At 35.5% G+C, this 24,766-nt stretch carries 15 protein-coding genes and 1 pseudogene; 9 read left to right on the forward strand and 7 right to left on the reverse strand.

Annotated features, from left to right (window positions below; genetic code table 11):
* Position 1 precedes the first annotated feature (1 nt).
* Both NNL09_RS20955 and NNL09_RS20960 read left to right on the forward strand, forming a co-directional pair.
* Positions 2-1,813: a hypothetical protein gene (locus NNL09_RS20955; RefSeq protein ID WP_196910024.1), complete on the forward strand. Its 1,812-nt coding sequence runs from the start codon at positions 2-4 to the stop codon at positions 1,811-1,813.
* A 5-nt stretch (positions 1,814-1,818) separates the two neighbouring features.
* On the forward strand, positions 1,819-3,618 hold the full coding sequence (locus NNL09_RS20960; RefSeq protein ID WP_196910023.1) for a hypothetical protein: 1,800 nt from the start codon (positions 1,819-1,821) through the stop codon (positions 3,616-3,618).
* Positions 3,619-3,864: 246 nt separating this feature from the next.
* Here NNL09_RS20960 and NNL09_RS20965 read toward each other — a convergent pair whose 3' ends face one another.
* The 7 genes and pseudogenes from NNL09_RS20965 to NNL09_RS21000 all read right to left on the reverse strand — a co-directional run bounded on the left by NNL09_RS20965 (position 3,865) and on the right by NNL09_RS21000 (position 19,829).
* Positions 3,865-7,320 (reverse strand): PKD domain-containing protein, encoded by a 3,456-nt coding sequence (locus NNL09_RS20965; RefSeq protein ID WP_254514269.1) that lies wholly within the window; start codon positions 7,318-7,320, stop codon positions 3,865-3,867.
* 75 nt (positions 7,321-7,395) lie between these two features.
* Positions 7,396-7,479: pseudogene (locus NNL09_RS26320) on the reverse strand (hypothetical protein); the annotation flags it as partial.
* Positions 7,466-10,822 (reverse strand): Ig-like domain-containing protein, encoded by a 3,357-nt coding sequence (locus NNL09_RS20970; RefSeq protein ID WP_254514270.1) that lies wholly within the window; start codon positions 10,820-10,822, stop codon positions 7,466-7,468. The pseudogene NNL09_RS26320 and the gene NNL09_RS20970, both read right to left, overlap by 14 nt.
* A 350-nt stretch (positions 10,823-11,172) precedes the next feature.
* Complete coding sequence (locus tag NNL09_RS20975) at positions 11,173-14,127, reverse strand: glycoside hydrolase family 48 protein (RefSeq protein ID WP_196910021.1); 2,955 nt, start codon at positions 14,125-14,127, stop codon at positions 11,173-11,175.
* Positions 14,128-14,205: 78 nt separating this feature from the next.
* Positions 14,206-17,574: a glycoside hydrolase family 9 protein gene (locus tag NNL09_RS26275; RefSeq protein ID WP_196910020.1), complete on the reverse strand. Its 3,369-nt coding sequence runs from the start codon at positions 17,572-17,574 to the stop codon at positions 14,206-14,208.
* Positions 17,575-18,161: 587 nt separating this feature from the next.
* The gene (locus NNL09_RS20995) at positions 18,162-18,575 is read right to left on the reverse strand and encodes a GIY-YIG nuclease family protein (protein WP_231389103.1); all 414 of its coding nucleotides are present in this window, start codon (positions 18,573-18,575) and stop codon (positions 18,162-18,164) included.
* A 486-nt stretch (positions 18,576-19,061) separates the two neighbouring features.
* Positions 19,062-19,829, reverse strand: a complete 768-nt coding sequence (locus NNL09_RS21000) for a hypothetical protein (protein ID WP_196910019.1) — start codon at positions 19,827-19,829, stop codon at positions 19,062-19,064.
* 416 nt (positions 19,830-20,245) lie between these two features.
* Between NNL09_RS21000 and NNL09_RS21005 the strand changes: the two genes are divergently transcribed.
* From NNL09_RS21005 to NNL09_RS21035, 7 genes are all read left to right on the forward strand, one after another.
* Positions 20,246-20,410, forward strand: a complete 165-nt coding sequence (locus NNL09_RS21005; RefSeq protein ID WP_196910018.1) for a hypothetical protein — start codon at positions 20,246-20,248, stop codon at positions 20,408-20,410.
* A 369-nt stretch (positions 20,411-20,779) separates the two neighbouring features.
* Positions 20,780-22,438, forward strand: coding sequence for a sensor histidine kinase (locus NNL09_RS21010; RefSeq protein ID WP_196910017.1), 1,659 nt, complete (start codon positions 20,780-20,782; stop codon positions 22,436-22,438).
* Between the two features lie 11 nt (positions 22,439-22,449).
* Positions 22,450-23,118, forward strand: coding sequence for a response regulator (locus NNL09_RS21015; RefSeq protein WP_196910016.1), 669 nt, complete (start codon positions 22,450-22,452; stop codon positions 23,116-23,118).
* Between the two features lie 112 nt (positions 23,119-23,230).
* On the forward strand, positions 23,231-23,524 hold the full coding sequence (locus NNL09_RS21020) for a hypothetical protein (protein WP_196910015.1): 294 nt from the start codon (positions 23,231-23,233) through the stop codon (positions 23,522-23,524).
* Between the two features lie 190 nt (positions 23,525-23,714).
* Positions 23,715-23,924, forward strand: coding sequence for a hypothetical protein (locus NNL09_RS21025; protein WP_196910014.1), 210 nt, complete (start codon positions 23,715-23,717; stop codon positions 23,922-23,924).
* Positions 23,924-24,202, forward strand: a complete 279-nt coding sequence (gene yidD / locus NNL09_RS21030) for a membrane protein insertion efficiency factor YidD (RefSeq protein ID WP_196910013.1) — start codon at positions 23,924-23,926, stop codon at positions 24,200-24,202. Before NNL09_RS21025 ends, yidD begins: the two co-directional genes overlap by 1 nt.
* A gap of 27 nt (positions 24,203-24,229) precedes the next feature.
* Entirely contained in the window at positions 24,230-24,766 is a 537-nt protein-coding gene (locus NNL09_RS21035; RefSeq protein ID WP_196910012.1) for a hypothetical protein, read from the forward strand.

Genomic DNA, 24,766 nt, shown 5'->3' on the forward strand with positions numbered 1-24,766 from the left:
TATGAAGAGCATAATTACTTTATTACTATGCATACTATCTTTATCTATAGCCACAGCACAAGATTCTAATAGAATCAATTATCAGGCTATTGTAAGAGATGTTAATAACACAGTACTTCAAAATACTGATATCGGAGTACAAATCAATATTTTACAAACATCTGCTTCAGGGTCATCAGTATATTCTGAAACTCAGAATGCAACTACAAATATCAATGGCCTAATCAATATTATTATTGGTTCTGCTACAGGTTTTGATAGTATAGATTGGGGGAATGGCTCTTATTTTATAAAAATAGAAATTGATCCGACTGGTGGAACAAACTATGTTATATCTACCGTCAATCAACTACTTAGTGTCCCTTATGCTTTGCATGCTGCAACTGCAGATTTTGCAGAAACGGCAGATTATAATGCTTTAACTAATACACCAACCACTATTACAGCAGCCCAGTCTGCAAAGATTGATTTTATCACCATATCCTCTGCTGTAGATATTAATCAACTGCAAACCGACGTTACGGCTAACAACGCTAAAACTTCGTTCCCTGGATTTGGGACAGTACCTGGTACTGCACTAGAAGGAAATAATCTAATTTGGACAAAATCAACGAATGACATTTTTTATAATACAGGTAATGTAGGTATTGGAGTTGATCAAAGCAGTAGTTTTGGGGATGCCAAACTACATGTAAGTGGCCCTATCCTTTTTGATGGTACTCCTGCTACAACGGTTCCCGGAACTTTATACTATGACAGTACCGGTAATGGAAGTTTTCATTATACAGATAATACCAATACCAGCGTTTTGATTAATTCTGGCGGAGTAACCTATAACAGTGGATTATGGACGGTAGAAAACGGAGATGCTGTAATTAGTTCTGACGTTATTATGCAATCTAGCCTTGGAGTTGGCCAGGATATGAATGTAGGTCAGGATTTTGGTTTTAATACAATTATTCTTAAAGAAAATAATCTAAGATTATTATTTGATGATTCTGATGATATTTCTGGTACAATGCCTGCTAATGATTGGCAAATTGAGGCCAATTCATCTACTAACGGAGGGACATCCCACTTTGCAATAGTAGATGCTACTGCCGGTGTAACTCCTTTTAAAATTTTGGCAGGAGCTCCAGAGAGTTCTTTATATGTTGCAGCTAATGGTAATGTAGGGATAGGGGTTAATTCTCCTACTGAAAAATTAGAGGTTGCAGGAGCTGTAAAAGCAAATACTTTTATAGGAGATGGTTCCGGAATAACAGGAATAGCAACAGGTACAGGAGGAGTAGCTAATGCCGGAAATACCACTATTGCTGCAGATACCGATGCAAATACTGTTGGTGAAATCTCTTTCCAAACACAAAACACAACTCGTATGACTATTACCAATACTGGTGCTGTAGGGGTTGGAACTACCAGCCCTTCAGCAGATCTGGAGGTAGCTGGAGATGTTAAAGTAAATGACTTAACAATAAATGGGAATGCCAATGTACAAACCATGACCCTGGGCACAACGGTAGATACATCAGTAACTCCTTTTCCTCCCGGATATAATGTTACAGACAAGAGTCTTATTATTTTGGATGGTCAAGTACCTTCTTCACTGCGAGGATTTACAGGAGGAGTTACCGGACAAACCATTACGATTACTGCATTAACCTCTGCAATTACTATTCAACACGAAGGCGTTCCTCCAGGTTTAGGCAGTGTAAGTTTACCAGGAAATGCTGATATTGTATTGCCTATAAATGGAAGTGCCACATTTGTCTTTGACGGAACATTTTGGTATTGTGTAGGACTTAATAATTAATTGCGATGAAGAAGAAACTATTAATATTCATATGCCTGCTTGTTGCGACAACAGGTATATACGCACAATCACCAGAGCTATTTAGTTATCAAGCTATTGTACGTAGTACATCAAATGTATTGGTTGTTAATGCTCCTGTATCTCTGCGCATTAGTATATTACAAGGTAGTACTACAGGAACCACTGTATATAGTGAAACACATGATACCACCACTAATTTTGCAGGTATGGTAAATGTACTGGTAGGTGAAGGAACAATTATATCTGGATCCTTATCAAATATTGATTGGGGAAGTACGGTGTATTTTATCAAGACAGAAACTGATCCTACAGGAGGTACAGATTATGACATTGTAGGAGTAGCAGCATTACACAGTGTTCCTTATGGGTTTACCAGTAACACAGCAAGTCGGGCATTAAGCGTAGATTACAATAACATAAACAATGCACCAAGCACTATATCTTCTGCACAGGTAGATAAATTAAATCTACTAAATGTTACAACTGCAACAAACTTTGATCAAATCGCTAACGATATAGCACTTAATACAGCAAAAGTTTCCTTTCCCGGTTTTGGGACTACCGCTGGAACTGCTTTTGATATCATCTGGTCTAAAATAAATGATAATGTATATTATGAGAGCGGAAAAGTAGGAATTGGTTTTACTGATGCTACTACTTTTGGTAGTGCCGTGTTAGGAATTAAGAACGGAATAGTACTAAGCAATGCTAATACTAATGGTATTAGTACAAAAACTCCAGGTTCTTTATTTTATGAAGAAAATGCTAAAGGATTTCTTTTTTACTATGACAATACAGGAACCCTAAAATCCTTTGGAACGGCGAATATTGAATTTAATACCAGGAATAATGTCTTTTTTAGTGATGCAATTATCCAAAATCGTTTAGGAATTGGTGAAGACGCAACCACAGGAATGGATTTTGGAGAAAATGATATGGTGCTACGTGATAAAACCATAAGTCTTTTGTTTGATGATACCAGTGTCTCTGCAAGCTTTCCAAGGAATGATTGGGCCATAAAAATTAACGATGATGTAAATAACGGGCAAGATTACTTTGCTATTAGAGATATTACAGGTAATAGAAATCCTTTTCTGATTATGGCGGGTGCACCAAACAACACTCTTGGTATTACTGCAAATGGAAATATAAACATTGGAAATAGTATTCCGACAGAAAAACTAGAAGTAGTCGGAACAGTTAACGCTACGGCCTTTGTTGGAAATGGAAATGGTCTAACCAATCTCCCCGGAGCAGGTACAGCTTCTACATCTAATACCGGAAGTACTACTATCGGCGCAGATACCGATGTAGATACCAATGGTCATATTATCTTCGAAACTGCACAAAATACCCGTTTACAGATTGAAAATAATGGAACTATAAATAATGGTATTGCAGATCCTACAAAACTAGTAAGTATTAACGGTGATGCTAATTTTAATGAACTAGATGCGAAAACATTATCGATAAGTAAATCGTTACGCAAAGCTGTTTTTACAGAATCTAGTGCTCCGACTTTTGTGGGAGCGTATGATTTAACAGGGAGATCTATAGTACTTTTTAATAATGCCAACACGACGATAAATAGTTTTACTGCTGGTAAGATTGGTCAAAAGGTACATTTGATTAATGTACACCCCACCAATACAATTACCATATCTAGTTTCGCAATTATTAGTCCAGGCACTGGGTTTACCCGTGTATTAGATCAAAACGAAAGTATAACCCTTGTATATAACAATAACCGTTGGGTAGCAACAGATTATATAACCGCTCCCTAGTTCGTAGATTATTATATTTATAGATGGATATAAACCCTAGACTCATAAAGATGGATCTAGGGTTTATTTTTTAGTCTTCCATCCTATCTCACCATGTCAATATGTACAATTCTAATTAGTTAGAGCCTTAACGATTGGGATATTGATGAATCTATTAAAAATCATTATTAAAAGTATTGGTATTTCCTTACTAAAAATAAAAAGAGAGAGTTTTACCTCTCTCTTTTCTCTCTAAACAAAAACGCATCATTCAACAATGAATTTCATGGCTTTTTTCTCTTTTTTAAGTGTGGTTATTATGACTAGATAAAAGCCGGGGTCTAGTTGGTTTACATTAATTATTACTTCTTTACTGTTTTCACGAATCACATCATCTTTTATTACATTTCCTGCTATACTTGTAATCGTGATTTTACTTCCTTGAAGGTTTTCGAAACTATGTAGAAATAGTCTATTGCTAACGGGATTAGGGCTAATCTTAATAGTAGTGCTTTTCATCGAACTTAATTGCATGTTCCTATTCTGAAAGGATGTCTCTTCATTTACCCAATTGGTAGCTTGACAATCGGGAGGTGTAGATGATGTACTACAATACAAAGTGAAATTATTGTTTTTTGATACTAATACAAGGTTTCCTTCGTCTGTAGTGGCGTAGTATGATCCATCTAAACCATTAATTCCTGTAGTACTCAACTGTACTTCTGGTTTTGGAGCATTAAAACTATGGGTAGTTTTTTGTAACAAATCCACATACCAGTCTGGAGTACCATCATTTGTATTCAAAGAAAACTGATATAGACCATTATTGTTCGAATCCCAATTTATAGTTAAGTTTTTGATATTATCCAAATTAGGTCCGCCATCCCCTAAAACATGAATAGTATCATATTGCTGATTTAAAGAAGGCAATGCCGTATCCAAAGGAACACCAAAATTGCAACCAACAGCTCCATCAATCACTTTAATAACTTTGGTTACTGTATCTGTTTTTCCTAATTGGTTAGTCACCGTAAGTGTAATATTTACCTCTTCAGGTACTGTGTATGTAGCAGATGGAGTTTTAGATATTGATGTCTCTCCATTTCCTAAGTCCCAATTATAACTTAATACTCCTCCAGAAGGATCTATTGATGATGACGCATCAAAATTCACCAATAAAGGACGTATTCCACTTTCGGGATCGGCAGTAAAAGAAGCTATCGGTTTACCATCGCTTACTTTTATGGCTATTGTTTTATGTGCTTCCTTTTTACCGTCACTTACAGTAAGTTGTATTACATAATCACCTACAGTATCATATTCATGAGTAACTGTAGTTCCCGTTCCTGTTTTTCCATTTCCAAAATCCCAGGTATATGTAAGAATATCTCCATCCGGGTCTGAAGAAGAAGATCCATCTAAACTAACAAGCAATGGTGCTACACCTATAGTAGGGTTGGCTATGAAATCAGCAATAGGACTACTATTATCATCAATAACGGTTATTGTTTCTGTTGCTACTACAGAGGTATTAACGCCATCACTTACAGAAAGACTTACCAAATAAGATCCTATTTCTGTGTACATAACTACAGGAGCCATTTCTAAAGAAGTTTCTCCGTTTCCAAAATCCCATGTATATGTCAACAAATTTCCATCGGGGTCACTGGACCCCGAAGCATCAAAATGTACTTCTAAAGGTTTTTTTCCGCTGGTCGTACTTGCCGATATCACTGCAACCGGCGTACCAGATTCGTCTTTGGGCTCCATACCCCATACTAATTTCCCTTTATGATATAAAGTTACTTTGACATGAGGTTTCAAGGTTTTTTTATTTGCATCATAAGAGTGATCATTAGACTGATTATGAGTTAGGTACCCCGCATGATGTATTCTTGTTTTTATTTCACCAGATTTTCCTTTTGCAGGTAATTTTCCTGAAGCTCCAGTAAAGCCTATTTCAACATACTTCTCTTCTCCTTTGGTTTTAAATTTTCCGTTTACTCCACTAATCGAAGTATAATCTATACCAAAACTCATTGCCGCAGTATGCTCTGGGGTATACCAATATCGTATTTTGAATTCTGAATATGGTATTGCTTTGGTAGAATCACTTACAATCTGAAATACAGGTTTTATTTCTGAAGAATTTACGTTTTGAGTATTATCATAATATTCTACTCTAAAAGGAGTATCGGGTAAATCTATGATACTTTTATCTACCGTTATGTTAACTATTCCCGGATCACCAGCAGGATTTCCGTTTTCATCCATCAATACTAGCTTTATCTTATGATCTCCATCTTCAAGATTTTGAATTGAAATGGGTTCAATTGTATAAACAGAACCCTTTGCTATACCATCGATATAGTATCGTATATGCTTCCCTCCTGGTTTAATATCCCATTTATAAGTGGTAAACTTAACATCAAAATTTGGTTTTAAGATACTTCCATTAATCGGAGACTGAATAATAGCTGTTGGTCTTTCTGGAAGAGGGTCTTTTGTAACGATTACTGTAATCTCATCTTTTAAATCCAACACCGAATTATTACTACGTTCCATCTGTAATGCTAATTTATGGGGTCCTTCAGACAGAACTGTACCATCGGTAAAAACCCCTTCACTAGTAATCAAACCGCGATCTTTTCCATCAATTTTAAACCTCAACTTGTACAAATTAGATGGAAGGTTCCATCCTTCGGTATCAAATTTTATTTTTAATGGTGTATTTACCAGTTCACCATCCGAAGGGGATTTAAAATGAATATCTGGTAAGGGTCGTACCGGGGTTTGTGCATCTCCTCCATGCAATGTCCATAATACTCCTGCATCAAAAAGTTCCCATCCATTGTCGGTGAGCAGGTGCATAAATTGATCCCTAAGCGGAAAAGCTAGTCGTCTGGAAGGGAGCGAAGTCCCTGCTTCATAACCAAATAGAATTGGATGATTCCCCACTTTGGCAATAGTCACTGCATTTTCTGTTGGCTTGCCAAAGGGCATTCGTTGCGTAATTTTGTATAATGCTGTTTTTCCCGCGTTTAGTCCAGCGGCAAGAGGATGATCAGCATTAGAAATCGTCACTTTTGGATACGCTTGTGGTGTAAATCCAAATCCAGAATTGATATTTCCCGAAGTTAGTTTCAGTTTCCCATACATAAAAGGATCCCACGTCATAATAGGCACTACAGCAGATTCTAAATCGTTTCCAAGTACTCCCGGATCGACAGAAGAAGAAACGAGTACCATATCATATGGATTTGCCATTTCTGGGCGACTCACTTTTTCATCAGAAAACAGAAGTATTTTAAATCCTAACTGCTGTTCTAAGCGTGATTTTATCTTTTGATCTTCGGGAGTTAGTTTTTTATCATCTCCCACTACAAACATTACTTTTATTTGCTTCTTATACCTTACTTTTATTTCTGAGGTAAGAGAAGCAGTATTTCCCTGGTTATAAAACACTTTTGCAGAAATCTTATATGCTTTCCATAGTACAGGGCTCCAACTCATTTCAAAAGGAGTAGTATTCACTTCTCCCAATAATTCACCATCAATATAATATTCGATTTTGGTAACTCCATCTATATTTGTTTGTACACTTAATTTCACAGGATCAGACTTCTCTATACTTGCTCCTGCTTTTGGAGATGCCATTTTTACAACCTGTGATTGTTCTATAGCCGGTTCTGAGCCATCAATCTGTTTGATATAAGCTATCAATTTGTTAAAATCAGATTGATTAAGACTAGAAGTGGCAGCATGTGCATCATTAGTATTATAAGTGGTAAATACTTCTTCTAAGGTTGTAGCACTTCCATTATGTAAATAAGGGGCTGTAGCCCATACATCTCGTAATGTTGGAGTATCAATCCCTAATATTTTTTTTTCCTAAGCGGCTACCACTATTCGTTGTGATCGTACCCACATCATGCATTTTTCCGCTTTTACTATCGGTAAAATTATTTCCACCGTGGCAAGAAGCACATTGTAGGTTTTTAAATATTCTTTTTCCGGCCACTGCATCATTTGTCAAGGCTCCATTTGCTTTTCGATATGGGCTGGGATCAAAAGTATTGAGGGATTCTATATATGCTGTCAGCGCGTCTAAATCTGCCGATTTCCCTTGTTTTGGATCTCCCAGAGAAAGTCCTGTTGTTCCTTTGTTAAAGTCACTGTCTTTCATAAACCCCCGACCTTTGAAATGAAAACGAATATCATTTTCAAAATCCTGAATCTCATCAAAATTAGCACTCCAATGCACTCTACCATGTTCTGTTCCCGCTCTTCCGACCAAGGAGATTGTATTTCGTACTCCTTCTCCTCTATCTGTAAAATCCCAATTGCGACCATCCTGGGCTCCATCAATATGACAACTTGCACAACTAATATATCCGTCGGTTCCCATTCTCAGGTCAGCAGCATTATAAAATATTTGCTTTCCTTTTAATACTGTCGTACTAAGCTTTTCATTCGTAACCGTTTTCACTGTAGCTATTTTTTCTAAAGAAGTATTTCCTGATTCGATCATTTCTTTTGCATCAAATACCGTAATATCTCTACTCATAAAGTTTTTGACAAAAAGGCGATTTGTTTTTTTATCGATTACCATTCCCTGAGGAGCACTGCCTACCTCTTTTTTTATGAGTTCTAGTCCTTTTTGTGGGTCAATTACCACGATTCTATTATTACCCTGCATCGTAAGAAAAAGAAGATTTCCTGTTGGGGTAAAAAGTGCAGAAGAAGGTTGCCCATGATTATCAATATCTAATCGATGCGCTAGCTTTTCTGTATTTGTAGTTAAATCAATCGATGCTATTGCAGTTCGTACTGCATTGTCAAAAGGAAGTGGTTTTCCATCTCGGGAAAGACCTCTTAATATATTATCTTTTTTTGCTACAGACCAAGCTGATTTATTATTAGGATGTATACTAATACCCGATACATAATTCGGAACCCCTCTACCTTCGTTTCCATTATCCACAGTAAAATCGTCTATCGGTAATGCAATTGTATGGGTAAGCTTAAATGTTTCTATATCTATTTTCCAAACCTGCCCTTCTTCATCTGGGGATATAAATCGGGTTACGAGCAATTCTTTTCCATCTCCTGTTACTGCTAATGCTCTTGGTGTTTGCCCTATAGTAAGTGTGGCAGTTATTTGCTGAGTTACGGGGGATATTTCTAAAATTTTTCCTGACCCATAAGTAGATACAAAACACCGGCTTTGATCTGGCGTAAAAACAATTCCAAATGGACGAGAACCTTTAGGTAAAGGAATTTTTGCGTGTATCGCACCATTCGCTTTAAGCACATATATTTCATCAGAATCCCTGCAAGTTATCCATGAATTTCCATCTGAGTCTACTGCAACATTTACTGGATCTGTACCTGTACTTACCTCTTTGATTACAGATAAATCATCTGCATTAATCAAGGTTATCGTATTATTATCGGGATTAACCGACCAAATAATCCTTCTATTTTCATCTACTGCAATTGGAGTAGATTGTGTAGGTAAACTAGCTGGTAATGTTTCTACAATAGATAATGATTTTGAAAATACAGCAAACCCTCCATTGTTATCAGATACCTGTACCTGTACCAAATAATTTCCTGGCTTGGCAAAAGTATGTGACGTTTTTTCTCCTATCCAATCCGTTTTAGGGGTACCATCACCAAAATCCCAACGGTAACTCATCGAGTTTCCATCGGGATCAGATGCATTTGCTACAAACTCAACTGTATCGTCCAATCCTACAGGTGATGGCATATTACTATCTATACTGGTAATTTCTGGTGACTTGTTTGAAGCGTCTCCTCCTGTTGTAAAATAAAACACATACTCTTTAATCCCATTACCTACAGCATCTTTAACTCCTCCATCGACAAATTTTACCTCATACGTTGTATTGGGTAATAATTTCTCTCGCGGAGCATAGTTAATCACATGATAAGAAGTCGAAGTAACATCTCCTTTAATAGGATTTCCTCCTAATGGACTTACTTGTATCGTTTTATCATTAAGCGAATTATCATCAAGAATTTCATTGATTACAAAACCAATAGTTGTATCTACGGGTTGATTTGTTGCTCCTGATACAGGAAAATGATGCCCTACAGTTGGCGGACGTGTATCCAGATCATCCTGATGAGAAAAAATAGAAGTTTTACCATCCCCACTTGCTACTAAGATATGCCCAATAGGCATCCATTGATTATCTAACAACTGTAAGGTCTCATCATCAGAAGGAGGAAAAAACTCTTGCTCTACACGCATTTTTTCAAAATTGTATTTTACTCCTCTATCAAACCTTCCTGTAAAACCAAATTCATCTTTAAAAATCATATAACGTCCCAGAGTAATATCATCTGAGGAGATATTAAAACCGTGTTTTACATTAGTAGGATCACTTATATCAAAAGCTACCAATGTATTATCTCCTTCATTTCCGCTCATATAAATCAAATAATTTCTCCATACCTGAAAACCAGTGCTATATTGCTCATGTGGTACTCCGCCTCCAAAAGCACCCAGAAATTTTATGTTTTTCGGATCTCCAAAATCGAATACTTTTATTTCCCCACTCTGCGGAGCATAAAAAACATAATTCCCTAAACGCAGTACTATATCTGGCAGCGTAGCAGCAATTGGTATTTTTCCTACTTGCTCCCCACTTCTCATATCATACACCCTATCGCCGTCTATAGTGTGCGGAAATGTTTCTAAATTATCATAATGAGGTTGATTGTCTTTAACCGTATATAAAACATTAGAAGAAGTGATTGGTTTTCTTTCTAACATATTCGAAAGGTCAAGGTATTTATATCCCGATCCTGCTACTTCTGGTACAGAATATTCTCTATAGTACAGATCGCCCATTTTCCACCATCGATGCCCATTATTTCCTGCCCCATCAAACTGAAGTCTCTTGGGATCTGTTGGATTAGAAACATCCCATATCCCCGTTCCTTCCTGGCCGGCTATCATCAGATAATTACGATGGTATGTATTAATCCGGTCTCCTTGTGGGAAATTTGATAAAAAAGTACCTGCAGGCCATGTTTGTGTAGTCATCGACGGACCTGAAGTCCCGTCATAGGATTCGATCATTTTTTTAGCAAGGCCAAATGACATCAAAATAGCTGAAACGTATAACAACCATAACCCTTTTGATGTCATAATGGCTAACCATTTGCGATATAATTTTTGTTTAGTTTTCATGTGTTTAATGTGTATTGTGTTTGAGGTCTGATAGCATTTACTTTATCATACGAATCATCATTACATATTCTATATAACATCTCTTTCAATCATCGAATAATCAGAGTATCGTAGTGCATTATTACTTTATCATTAAATTTTTCAACAGAAATACATGTATTATCTCTTTTGAGAAATTGAATTCTAAACTATTGGTATTGCACCCTAATTATACATCTCATTTTTTGATCTAATTCATGTTAGAATTGTGATTGGTATACAGTAGCTATCATTACGTATTTTCTATAGTATTTTACTTAAGTAGAATAGAGAGGCACATCGTATTGTGCCTCTCTATGATACTCAAATAATTATCGTTTAATTATTTTTTCTCTGAACTTTTCTCCCGTAGTTGTATTGATAATTTCAATAATATATAACCCGGTAGAAAGCCCCTCTAGCGAAAGTTGAGCGCTGTTTTGTAAATCCTTAAAAGATTTGGCTACCACCACATTACCTGCGATATCAAGAACCTTAACTTTAGCATTGGTAAGCTTAGCGTTTCCAGAAATATTTACATAGCTTGATACAGGATTAGGATTCACTTTGATTCCCAGATTCTTTTCAGGAGTACTTTTATTTCCTGGTTCATAAAAGAAATGTCCATATTCTGCATTTGCAAGAGCTATTTCAATTTGAGCCCAGCTTCTATGGTAACGTTGTGTATATTCTTGTCCAGAATTATACATTTCTTCAAGTCTTCCAAACTCAGGATCATTTTTATACCCTGATCTGATATCTAAGAAAGATACTCCAGACTTAATTTCATCACCATTAGCCATTGTACCGCTATAATTAGAAGGAACATAAACTTCCTGCTCAAACATTCTATTAAAATCCCCTCTGGTTTCTGGTGCAGATACTCCTTTATCATCTCTATACTTGTTCCACATTCTATCCAGTATTTCTTTTGCCAGATCGCGAGATTCTGTATCTAATACTGCATGTTTCTGAGTAGCAGCAGCATAATAGATCAATGCTTTTGCAGTAGATGCTGCAATACCTAGGTCTTTACCATATCCAACCACCTTAACACTAAGGTTATTATTACTTCCTGGGTTGGCAGGATTCCAATCGTCTGGTTCTCCTGTCCACTCTAGTGTTGCAGGGATTTCAAAATCATCATCTCCTACCAGTTTCACTACACTTTTAACCCAAGTGGCCCATTTATCTATTAAATCTTTAGCCATCTTATCATTAGTGATGTAGTAGTATTCTGCTACACGCTCCATAGACCAGGCTTGCCATCCAAACCATGTTCCACTTCCTGGATCATGATATACTGGATTATCATCATAAGCCATTCCGTAGAATTTAGATTTACCTGCCGGGTATGGGCTATAATCTCCATTCCAGCTATTTGTAGCTCCACCAGCAATTGCGCCTTCTTTAGATTGTAACCAGGTGTAAAACTCCATCATTCTCTGTAAACTGGTATTCCAGTCATTTTCTCCTGTTTGAGATTTAGGCTTTAGCTCATTTACATTGGTTAATGCATATGCTGCAACTGGGTTTTGGTATCCAAAATGACAGTGACTAGAACTAATTCTCCATGCCCATTCTCCCGGAGGTGTTGCACCACCCCAGGCAATATACCACGACATTAGATAATGTGCACTTTCATACCCTTTTCCGGGAGTAAGACCCTCGGCCCCCATTTTCATAAAGTACTTGTCAAACATCGCTAATCTCAAGAAGTCTCCCATTTTTGACGCTTTACCCAAATGGTCTGTAAGCGTAACTCCTTGTTCTTTGGCATATTCTTGTGCCCAATACATCGCCTGTACTACTCTGGCATCTGCATCTGGTGCACTGGTATATCTCCATTGCTTTGCATAATTAGGGTCGCCTGTAAAGAAGGGTAAAAATCCTTCTTCGCCTCCCCATGTAAAATCTTCCCATGATGGATGTGGAATAGTTTCAAAAACAGATTCCTGCTCACCTCTCTGGAACGTATTGATATATGATGGCGTACTTGTTCCATCTCCGCGATTACCATATCCGTAGAAATTATCGTTATCCAGTAACCAATGCATTTGATATACCTGGTCACCATAGGTCGCCGATAAATCTGCTGAAACTGGATCCTCTCCTACCGGTAATCCAAATTGTAATGGTGATGGGTACATATTAGGATCTGGGAATTCTGCTGCATAGGTTGCAGGTTTTGAAGGGTTATAAACAGAATTGGTAGGTTGATCGTCTACGGTTGGAATAATAAATTTTTCCATTGCATCCCATACTTCACCAACTCCAGACCAGTCCTCATTTATTTTTCCATCCATCACTTCTAACTGTAACCAGTATGAATACAATTCACTTGTAGATTCATGACCATAATCTGGTGCTTCAACAATTAATGTTTCAATAGAATGATGTGGAGACCCGTCTGCACTGAAATATCCATTACTTACACTATAGAATTCGTCTTTTAATTCATTGAACCTGTTATAGTATTCGTTAGATCCAGGAGGAGTAACAATATCTTCTTTCACTTTGATACGTTTTGTTGCCTGCCCGGTTCTTCCTCCTTCATCGGTTACGGTAAGAACAACATCATACTCTCCTTCTGCTACAAATTCGTGTGAAACCAATTCTCCTGTAGCAGTAGATCCATCTCCAAAATTCCAGGCAAACGTAAGTATTTCATCTGCTGAATCCGGATCACTAGAAGCAGAAGCATCAAAGCTCACCGTTAATGGCGGTACTCCTGCAGTGGGTGTAGCCGATATTCTTGCTATCGGGTCATTATTATTAGCGCTTCCACTACAATCTGGCCTGGTAGATGATGTACTAAAATAGATGGTGAAACCTTTATTTTTGGAAACCATAATAAAGTTATCTCCCTCTTTATTTACATAGTAATCACCATCTAACCCAGGAATCCTGGTATTACTAAGTTTTACTGATGGGTTTGCATTTGCAAAAGTGTGGTTAATGTTTCCTAATAAGTCTACATACCATCCCGGGACTCCATCTGTGGTTAACATAGAGAATTGATACAGCCCTTTATTCCTTAAATCCCAATTAATAGTAAAGTTAGCTACATTACTTAGGTTAGGTCCTCCATTTCCTAATACAAATATATTCGTATAGGAAATATGTGGTGTAGAAGGTAATGGATTGGCTACTGGTGTTCCAAAGGTACAATCTTCTACATTCCGATATTCGTAATCTATAATTGATTTTTCTAATTCTCGCCCCATACTTCTGGAAGCAGGGAGTAAAAGAATCAATGTGCAAATAAATAATTTAATTTTTCTCATTTTATTAAGTTTTAAGAGTTAGTGTTAAAAGAGCGGGAGAGAAAGAATGTCCCGCTCTTTTTGGTTAATTGTGAACTATCATTCTATAATGAATTTGGTAACGATATGTTTACCATGTACTGTGGTTACTTTTGCCAAATACAGGCCAGAACTTAAGTGATCTACACGAATCATAGTAGATTTCTTACTCTTACCTATAGTATAGCTTCTGATTACCTCCCCTGCTAAGTTTGTGATGATAATCTGGCTTCCTTTTAGATCTTCGGTACCAACGATGGTTAATTTATTTTTAACAGGATTTGGACTTATTGTGATGTCAAATTGATGGTCTGTTGAGTTCTCATTTTTTATAGCCATTCTTTCTAAAGAACTAGAACAATCCGGAGGAGTCGCCGATGTACTAAAATATACGGTAAACCCTTTGTTTTTAGACACTAAGACAAAATTCCCTTCATGTTGAGCAGCATAGTATGATCCATCAAATTTTGGAAACCCGGTTCCTGTTAGTGTTACACTTGGGCTAGCCGCTTTTAGGTTGTGCGTTATTTTCCCTAACATATCAACATACCAGTTTGGTACTCCATTATTGGTATTCATTGAGAATTGATACAACCCGTTATTACGATTATCCCAGTTTAAAACAAAATGAGTAACATTGCTAAAATCTGGCCCTCCTTGTCCTAAAACATGAATGTAATCATAGCGTTGATGAATAGAAGGTATACCAGAATCGAGTGGAGTTCCAAAAGCACAATCAACAGATCCATCGGATGCTTTAATCACTTTGGTTGCTGTATCTGTTTTTCCTAATTGATTCGTAACGGTAAGTGTAACGGTAAAATCTCCTACTGCTGTATAGGTTGTTGATGCAGTTTCTGATGTCGCAGTCTCACCATTACCTAAATCCCATTGATATGTTAATGTTCCTCCTGAAGGATCTACTGAGGCTGATGCATCAAAATTAACCAGTAAAGGAATAAATCCTTCTTCTGGATCAGCTGTAAAAGAAGCAATGGGTTTTCCGTCACTTATAGTTACCGTTAGTGTTTTAACAGCCACTTTATTCCCATTACTTACGGTAAGTTTTACCGAATATGTACCTACTGTGGTGTATTCATGAGTAGCTGTTACTCCACTTCCTGTAGTACCATCACCAAAATCCCATGCATATGTGAGCGGATTCCCATCAGAATCTGATGAAGCCGAAGCATCAAAACTTACAGTTACTGGTGCTATTCCGGTAGTTGGATTTGCTACAAAATCAGCGATAAGAATATTACCATCGATTACAGTTATGGTTTCTGTTACAGGTGTAGAAACATCAGTACCATCACTTACCGTTAGCGTTACTACATATGATCCAATTTGGGCATATGTCACTACTGGTTTCTCTTCTGTCGATGTTTGTCCGTTACCAAAATCCCATGAATAGGATAACGCATCTCCTTCGGGATCACTAGAACCAGAAGCATCGAAGCTCACTTCTAAAGGAGCATTTCCTGTTGTTACATTTGCCGATAATACAGCAATTGGTTTCCCTTTGGGTTCTTTACCATGAATCAAAATTCCTTTATCATACATTGGAATTTTCTGAGAATTGATACGAGTTGATTCATTAAGACCATCTGCAGAATAATCATTTGCAAGATTCCATGGCATTCCTGCTTTTACTTCTATTCGTAGCTGCGCTTCTCTTCTACTGGGGGACTCTCCTATCGGAGCTACAGGATCATTAGGAAACGAAACTTCTGCATAATATATGTTTTTGGCTGCGTCCCAGGGTCTAACCTTTAATTTTCCATTTCCTTCAACATAACTAAGTTTTATGGTATAGTCACTTATCGTATAGCCACTATTCACAGCTTCAGAAATATCAAAGAAATATCTAAAAGAAAGGTTCTTTGTTGTTCTGGCCGGCCATGCAGTATGGTTTTTGGCCATTACCGATACCGTTATTCCATTCTGGTTATTACTATTAAATTTGGCATCTGCCAAAAACTCGTCTTTAGGGGTTTCCTTTATAGGAAAATTGGCTAGTGGAGTCCCTCCAAACTCTTTATACATCCTAGCCAAAGTTCCTGTAAATGCCGCGTTATAATCACATGCAACTTCATTTGCGACATAATCTCCTCTATCATCTACATACTGATCATTGGCAGATGGTGGTCCTCCTACCAGTGCTCCATAGGTAATGTGTCTATTATTTTTTGGTAAACCTGTTAAGTTATTAGTCCAGGTCCCATGTGCTGTTCTATGATGTGGGTTTTTAGGAGAATTGTTACCAAAACCAACTACATAACTACTATTTCTGGGGTTATCTCCCAGGATATAATTGATCTGACGCTTTGCAAAATTGAGGTAGGTAGCTTTTTTGGGAGTATCAACATGATCACTATATACAAATGCTAAAAACGAAGTATTAGCAGTATGACGTAACGACCCCCATTGCGTTAGGTGCGCCTGACCTCCGGCACTATAAGGAACACGTTCTCCGTTATATCCTGTGGTCCAATAATCCAAATGTCTTTCTGCATCAATCTTATATTTATTTTTACCCGTAATCTTTGATAATAGGATGTAACATCCGTATGATTTATCATCCCAGGCCAATCCCCACTTATACGATTTTGTGGTAGACTGTGGCTCATTATTCATATTATCATATTCTGATTCTGCTTTATCCAGATAAGATTGTTTTTTTGTGGCTTCATACAACCAGGTAGCTCCCCATACAATTTCATCTTTAAATCCGCTCCATGATTTATAGTATTGTTGTACATCTGGTATAGATATAGAATAATCTCCTCTATGCTTATCTGCAAAATCATACAATTGTTCTGCATGAGAAAGTAATGTCGCGCTATAAGTTGGGTCAGAATCTTTAAATACAATACTGGCTGCTGCCAATGCTGCTGCAGTTTCTCCAGCTAGTTCTGTTCCTGGTTTTGCTTTTGTGATTTTATAAGCAGGTCTGGCCATAGGCATTACTTCTGCAGCACCCCACCAGGCATGATCTGCTCCTCCATTACCCACCTGCCCATAGAATTCATTGGGAGCAGTATGACATTTGATAAAATAATCACATACAAATCGTAGATTATTTTTGATATGCTGTAATTGCCCGCTATTACGATACGCATCTTCATATTCTATAGCTCCCCAGGCTAACATCGTAGCAGAATACGCCATAGGAAATCCAAATTTTACATGATCTCCCGCATCATACCATCCTCCGGTCAAATCTTTATTAACACCAGAACCATCATTTATTGCCGAATCATCTCTCCAGCTCACTCTATTCCAATCTGGTAACTTCCCGGATTGTTGCACTTCGTAAAAGAAAATAGATTTTTGTAATGCTTCTCCGTAATTAAAGCTTTGTGCAGTACTCGGCACGCTAAAAACACAGAATAATAGCCAAAAAGCTACTTTAACTAAATTTTTCATAATTGTAAGTTTTAAATAATTGTTTGTTATGATTTAATTACCTCAAAAACCTGATTTTTAACATTCAGGTTTTTAATGTTTTTTCATCACTAGGATGCGTCAAAAAACCTCACAAAACTGCTCGGCTTTTTAACCTATTTTCACGACTGACTATCTAAAAAACTATATGACTGACTTAGTTTTTTATTATTTATGATTTTGAATATATACTTCCCGTAGAAAGGGAAATTGGTAATTGATATTTAATGTGCGTTTTTAGGTGTCGCACATCAGATGCATAACACTGAGTAGTATGCATGACTTTGCTGGATTTCTCATAATTTACGTTAGGTTTTAAGATTATATTATTTAAGACAAAACTTAATTTAATTCCATTTGGTTTGATGGAAAAAACTCCGCTTGGTTACTTGTCTATTTTTATAGAGATAACAATCATTTATATATAGACACTTTATTTTGAAAAAAAATCAAATATTTAACAATATTACTGACTACTACATAATTCACATACTTGCATTACGGGATTCTCATCGAAAATAGATGTGTTATAAGGTTAGAGAATATGATTTTAAGGTAGGTGATGGTTCTCACCCTTCGAGAGCCTCAGGGTTCGAGTTCAATTTATCATTAAAGTCCGAGATACCATCGGGGGCTGAGGTTCTCGAAGCCCCATTTTTATCACGATACGCCATGGATAATCCCGGTAATGTTTCCAACTCCCCTCTCATTAATGCTTCTTTCTTTGCTCTCGACCAACCTTGTACTTGTTTTTCTCTGTAGAACGCAGTGTCTATTCGATTATAGTGCTCATAATACAGTAGCTTTATCGGTAATCTTTTTTTGGTATGGTTAGCGCCTTCTCCTTTTTGATGTTGTTGTATTCTTCTCTCCAAATATTTTGTACTACCTGTATAATAACTCCCATCACTACATTCTAAAATATACATATATCCATTCATATAAAGTTTTGTTTTTACAATAATAGCGCATACGAGTTTCATTTTTTGGAACTAGAAGAGCATCATCGTACAAATATCTCAATATTGTAAACCAATACCAGGACGAACTAAAAGTTGTAACCTTATTTTAGGATTATTATAACATATGTAAAGTTATTTTAGGACGATAGGGTACTTACGAAGTACCCTCCCCCCACTACAGAAGTACCCACCCCCCCAGTGCAAACACAGGTGTGTCCTGTATAAAACAGAGGCAGCACCTCTGTTAAACACAAGTGCTGCCTCTGTTTGAAGTACCCCCACCTAGCAATCGAAGTACCTCTGGCCAGGGTTACGGGTAGTGATACCCACTACCATAAGTACCCTATATACCCTTAACCTACCCACTACTATAAGTACCCACCCCCACTTATATAAGTGGGGTTTGGCCTATTTTGTAAAGTATTGGGTTGTTTTTTGGCAGGTTTTGTTAAAATGAGTGTCGGTTATTTTTAGACAGACTTTAACATATGGTGTATATCAATTCTACTATTCTTCTCCATATATATATTTACGAACAATAGGCTGACTAATACGCTTTAATGTTTTTCCATTAGTTGGATGTTTTCCTCCCATAGTAAAATACTCTATTTTCCTATCATACTTGCTGTACCAATAAATCCCTTTTCCATTTTCGAATAATTTCATAGTACTATCCAATTCAATTTTTCTAAAATTCTCTAATAAATCTGGATTCAATGCTATATCAGGAGAATTGGTTTTTCCACATTCTATTACTATATAATGATCTTTTGACCAAGTCATGCAACCATTTTGTTTCCAATCTATTCCCCAAAATACAATTGCAGCAATTAAAGGAATAAAACTAATGGTAATTACAATTTTTTTCCATCCAACTCCTTGCGGATCTGTTCTTTCTGGTGGGTCCCAATCGATTTCATTTGTTAGTTCTTCATCACTTCCAATTTCAGTTTTATAATCAACAAAAGGCACTTCTTTTAAATAACTATCATCTATAGGTTGGTTTTTCAGGAACTGGTCTGTTGAATCATAATTTAAATACGCTAATAGTTTATTAATAATAGTCTCGGTAGGTTCTTGTTTTGCACCATTCTTAAAAAAGAAGTCATAATAATTCGAAAGCGTCTTATAGTGTCTTTCATTTTCTCCTTCTTTTTCATTTTTAGTTATTCTTTTTGAAATCTTTTTTGCTAAAGCAGTTTTCGAACCTGCCAATGGGTTATCCTTCTTTGCTTTTATAAATGATAAGGCTACAATTTTCTTGAATTCCTCCATGAATTATTAGTCTGTATAAGTAAAAGTAGGAAATTTCATGGAAATCTTATTGTGGAAAAACACATCTAAAGGTTGATTATCACTCATTTCCACTAAAATTCTATCAGACTTCCCTTCTATTTCCACCCAATACTGGGGTTTTTATTGAAAATTGCGGTATCGAATTGGTAATGATCCTTTTATGTACAAATCAGGATCAATGTACAAAACTGATTCGAAACCGGAAATATAAGACAGGATCTGTGTATTGATCCAGGAAGTACAATTCACTTTTTCTGTTGGCCTATTTCCACTCTACTTCCTAAAAATCGAAGAAGCGCTTCTTCTCATTTAACGTGTTGCCGAATGGCTGTTAATCCTCTGGATTTAAACCCCGGACAGCAACACTATTGTTCAATTTTTAAAAACAAAAAAAGATGAGAAGATCATTTTTAATAATAGCAATAGTAATGTTTAGTTTATCAATATTTTCATGTACTACCTCTGATATCACCGACGAAATCGATATTGAAGAAATCGCTACCGAAGGGGAAGATGGAAATCTTGAAGAAGAGAGCACCGAAGAAAGTGAAGGAAACTAAACTCAATAAAAGGGCTTTGCAACTATGCAAAGCCCTATTTTTTTTATTAATTTGGTTGAATACAAATTCATCTAGCCATTGAGACCAATTTTATACTTATTTATATTTATCATATCTATCATTGGGTGCAATAAATCTAAAAATACTCATCGATCAAATACCCCCACTAACGATTCTATTACAAAATTTTTCCAACTTAGTAAGGATACATGTCTTAAACCACCCAAACGATTAATTTATATTAATAAAGCCTATTTAGAATGTTCAAAAAATGATATAGATTCTTCAATGCTACGCATCCTATCATACAAAGCGTTTTTGCATAAACTAAACAAAGAACCGGATAGTGTAATACTATATTCAAAAAAAATGCTTTCGCTTGCACAACAAGTTAAAGATTCTAATCAAATAGGAAGAGCTTATTTTAAAATAGCTGAATATTACCGGAACAAAAGCATTAACGATAGTGCATATTACTATTTAAATCAATCAAAGAACACTTTTTTTGCTATAAACGATAGTATTGCAGTTGGTAAGAAACTAAATACGATGGGTAGAATCCTCATAGACGATGATAATTATTATTTGGGAGAAACAATTTTAATTGAGGCTTTGAGATACTTAAAACCACTAAAAGATAATGCGTCAATAACTAATGTATATTTCAACCTTTCTATTGGTTCTAAAAAACAGCTCAATTATAGTGATGCTCTTCGACAAATTAACATAGCCATAAATTTAAATAAATCTCAAGAAAAAAATGTAATTCTGCTAAATAGTAAAGCATTAACTTTAAGAGAAAAAAAAGAATACAACAAAGCGATTAGATTATATGATAGTATCCTAAGAAATATGTCTAGAAGTAAAAATAAAAAAGAATATGCACGAGTGATAGATAACTTAGCCTATACTCAATGGCTTTCTAATACTTCTTTAGACGTAGAACACAAATTGATAGAAGCCTTGAATATTCGTAAATCACTTGATAATGCTGTTCCAGGAGTAATTGCGAGCACTTCTCATTTAATGAAATACTATACTAAAAAAAATAAAGAAAAAGCGATTGAATATGCTAATCAATTATACAAATTAACAGTTGAACAAAACAACATAGAAGACAGATTAGATGCATTAAATTATTTAAGAAGATTAGTTTCGAGCGAAAAATCCAAAAATCAATATATGGATTTATACATTACTATTAAGGATAGTATAACCAGAGCTAGAGATCTTACTAAAAATAAGTATGCAGCTATGCAATATGATTTTAGTGAAAAAGAAAAAAGAATACAAAAACAAGATATACTAATTGCCCAAAATAAATTAAAATCTTCTCAAGATGCTAATCAAAAATTAGCTCTGGCAATACTAGCACTAATAATGTCCGGCATAGGAATTTTTATTAATCGATATCGTAAGCATCAGGCCAAAATTGCTCTTATCAAAGAACGCCACACCACCGAAAAAAGAATCTCTAAAAAATTACATGACGAAGTAGGAAATGATATCTTTTATCTCGCTACACAATTACAACAAGATCCCGGTTTTACGACCGACCCCGATAAGCTAAAAATACTTAAAGGGTTTGATAGTGTATACCATAAAGTGAGAGATATTTCGAGAGACCATACCGTAGAAACGGGAGAAGAATATGGTGATGAGGTATTATCCTTGTTAAACTCTTACGGCAGTCAAACCACAAAAGTGGTTACCAATACTCTGGATGCTGATTTCTGGTCTTCTGTATCTGCTTATAAAAAAGGAGAATTGTATTGGGTACTTAAAGAATTATTGACCAATATGAAAAAGCATAGTAAAGCCAGTTTTGTATCTGTACAATTTCTGAAAGAAAAACAACATCTCGTCGTTACCTATGTGGATAATGGTATAGGAATTACCGATAAACACCTTATTTCTAAAAACGGACTTCGTAATGTGGAAAACCGCATGAAAGACATCAAAGGAACTATTACTTTTGAATCTGAACCTAAGCAAGGTTTTAAAGCAAAAATTGTTTTTACCTCTTAATCAATCAAGGTATGTTTACAAAAATTATTATTGCCGAGGATATCGATAATGAAAATCTGGGAATTGTTTCTTCAGTCCATACATTTACCAATGCACAGGTAGATACGGCTCAGTTTTGTGATAAAACAAAACTCAAGATCGAAAGAGAACTACAAGAAGATTCTCCTTATCAGCTTCTGATCAGTGATCTCTCCTTTACGCTGGATTATAAAGAGCATACTATCACATCAGGGAAACAACTTATCGAAGAAGTCAAAAAAATACAGCCTGATATTAAAATCATTGTTTTTTCGGGAGAAGATAAATCGGCTATTATGAAATCTCTTTTCGAAAACTACAAAATCAATGGATATGTCTGTAAAGGGTTATATGGGTTATCTGAGTTAAATAAGGCCATACAAGCGGTATATGATCATAAAACATTTACTTGTCCGGTTTCTAAAAATGCTTTACATCAAAAGAATGTTTTACAATTGGATGCTTACGAAATACAACTGCTAACCTTATTGGTACAAGGATACAAGCAAGAAGAAATTAGTCAATTCCTAATACAAAACAATATTTCGCCGAATAGCAGACGCTCTGTAGAAGACAGAATACGTAAACTACGAGAAGATTTTAATGCGAAAACCAATGTGCAATTAATCTATATGGTAAATCAATTAGGGTTGATTTCATAAACGAATACTATAAAAGCATATATTTTTATCCCTTGTGGTTTTCCACGAGGGATTCTTTTTAGGTCAAAGTAAATTTGAATTTAATAATAATTAATATTTAAACTCTACAGACATGAAAAAAGCAATACAAATTATTTCAGGTGCAATTATAACTATTATATTTCTAGCTTTCTTTTTTGGTGGTGGGCTTGAAAAACAGGCTGAAAAAGAAATCAACAAAATTCAAATTCAAGTTGCGAATGATGCGGTTAAGCAATATGAAATTGCAAAAAGAAATGGTTTTGCAACGGATGCATATGTTCAAGCAGGATTAGTTACTGCAGCATACTTACAAGCGAACGATGAGAAGAATTATAAAAAATGGAAAAAGATAGAAGAACAAGAAGCTAAAAATGCAGGGCTATAATTATTAATCTGGAATAGGGATAAAGTTTGGTGTTGGGGTAACAAGCTTTATTATATGTAGACCTCACAGGTTTTAAAACCTGTGAGGTCTTTTCTTTTCTAATAAGTTTTAGGTTCTGTGGAAAACCACAAGGGATTGGTTTTTAGGGTTGGTAAGTTTGAAGTGTATTAATCATAAAATTTAGAAACTAATGGAATATAAAGTAGTTCATTTTGAAAGAAGTAAAGATGTCTCTTCAGAATTACAAAATATTATTAATGCTCAACATTCTCAAGGTTGGGAATATATTAATCATCAATATAGTGACAAATTAACTCCTGGTAATGATGGATGTTTTGGATTAGGTAAAACACCAGATGTTGTTACCCATGTAGGACTTATAATATTTAAAAAATCATAATGAAACATATATTACTATTTACAATAAAAATGTATTGGTTTTTGATCCCAAAATCAAAAAGAAGAAGATGTGTTTTTCGAAAATCCTGTTCGAATTATGTTTATGAGCAAATAAACAATAATGGTATAAACTCAGGAATTAAAGCTTTTAGGTATCGATTTCGTAATTGTAGAAGTGGTTTTCAACTTTTTAAGAACCCTATTAATAATGAGACACAAATAATACTACCAAATCAAGAAATTATTAAGCAAGAAGAAATATCCAAACATTTTTTATAATAATCTTCAATATAAATACAAATCAAAATGAAAAAAATCATCCCATTAATATTCTTATTTATATATATCACCATCTTTTCACAAGATCAAAAAACGAATTTAAATCAAAGTAATGCTGAAATCTTTTCCAACAAATCAGGATCTCTAATTGAAAAACAGTTTAAAGAAGTAGGGAAAGTCGATAAAACAGAAATTAAGATAGTCAAATTGACGGATATGATTTCTGGGGAATCTATCAGTTCTTTAAGATTAGAGCGTAGATTTATAGATAAATATACTTCTGATACCAAAATAGCTTCTTTAGATACTGATGAAATTAGTGCCTTAATTAAATCAATAGAAATAATACGAGGCCAAGTTTTTAGTTTTCCACCAGAAAATTATACAGAAATATCATTTAGAAGCAGGAGTGGGTTTGAAGCGGGATGTTATTGGAATAAAAATATATGGAAGCCATATATCCAATTCAAAAAGAATGATCGCAAGTCTTTGTTAAGGCTAAACAAACCAGATTTCTTGAATTTATTGGCATTAATTAAACAAGCAAAAAAAGAACTTAACTAA

Origin of the sequence: Aquimarina sp. EL_43, from assembly GCF_943422735.1 — a bacterium.
GTDB classification, from domain to species: domain Bacteria; phylum Bacteroidota; class Bacteroidia; order Flavobacteriales; family Flavobacteriaceae; genus Aquimarina; species Aquimarina megaterium.

Excerpts from the sequence above, each read along its gene's own strand:
- NNL09_RS26275 (WP_196910020.1), bottom strand. The coding sequence starts at position 17,574 with ATGAAAAATTTAGTTAAAGTAGCTTTTTGGCTATTATTCTGTGTTTTT.
- NNL09_RS21000 (WP_196910019.1), bottom strand. The coding sequence starts at position 19,829 with ATGGAGGAATTCAAGAAAATTGTAGCCTTATCATTTATAAAAGCAAAG.
- NNL09_RS21020 (WP_196910015.1), top strand. The coding sequence starts at position 23,231 with ATGAAAAAAGCAATACAAATTATTTCAGGTGCAATTATAACTATTATA.
- NNL09_RS20970 (WP_254514270.1), bottom strand. The coding sequence starts at position 10,822 with ATGAAAACTAAACAAAAATTATATCGCAAATGGTTAGCCATTATGACA.
- NNL09_RS20995 (WP_231389103.1), bottom strand. The coding sequence starts at position 18,575 with ATGAAACTCGTATGCGCTATTATTGTAAAAACAAAACTTTATATGAAT.
- yidD (WP_196910013.1), top strand. The coding sequence starts at position 23,924 with ATGAAACATATATTACTATTTACAATAAAAATGTATTGGTTTTTGATC.
- NNL09_RS21025 (WP_196910014.1), top strand. The coding sequence starts at position 23,715 with ATGGAATATAAAGTAGTTCATTTTGAAAGAAGTAAAGATGTCTCTTCA.
- NNL09_RS21035 (WP_196910012.1), top strand. The coding sequence starts at position 24,230 with ATGAAAAAAATCATCCCATTAATATTCTTATTTATATATATCACCATC.
- NNL09_RS20960 (WP_196910023.1), top strand. The coding sequence starts at position 1,819 with ATGAAGAAGAAACTATTAATATTCATATGCCTGCTTGTTGCGACAACA.
- NNL09_RS21010 (WP_196910017.1), top strand. The coding sequence starts at position 20,780 with ATGCTTTCGCTTGCACAACAAGTTAAAGATTCTAATCAAATAGGAAGA.
- NNL09_RS21005 (WP_196910018.1), top strand. The coding sequence starts at position 20,246 with ATGAGAAGATCATTTTTAATAATAGCAATAGTAATGTTTAGTTTATCA.
- NNL09_RS21015 (WP_196910016.1), top strand. The coding sequence starts at position 22,450 with ATGTTTACAAAAATTATTATTGCCGAGGATATCGATAATGAAAATCTG.
- NNL09_RS20955 (WP_196910024.1), top strand. The coding sequence starts at position 2 with ATGAAGAGCATAATTACTTTATTACTATGCATACTATCTTTATCTATA.
- NNL09_RS20975 (WP_196910021.1), bottom strand. The coding sequence starts at position 14,127 with ATGAGAAAAATTAAATTATTTATTTGCACATTGATTCTTTTACTCCCT.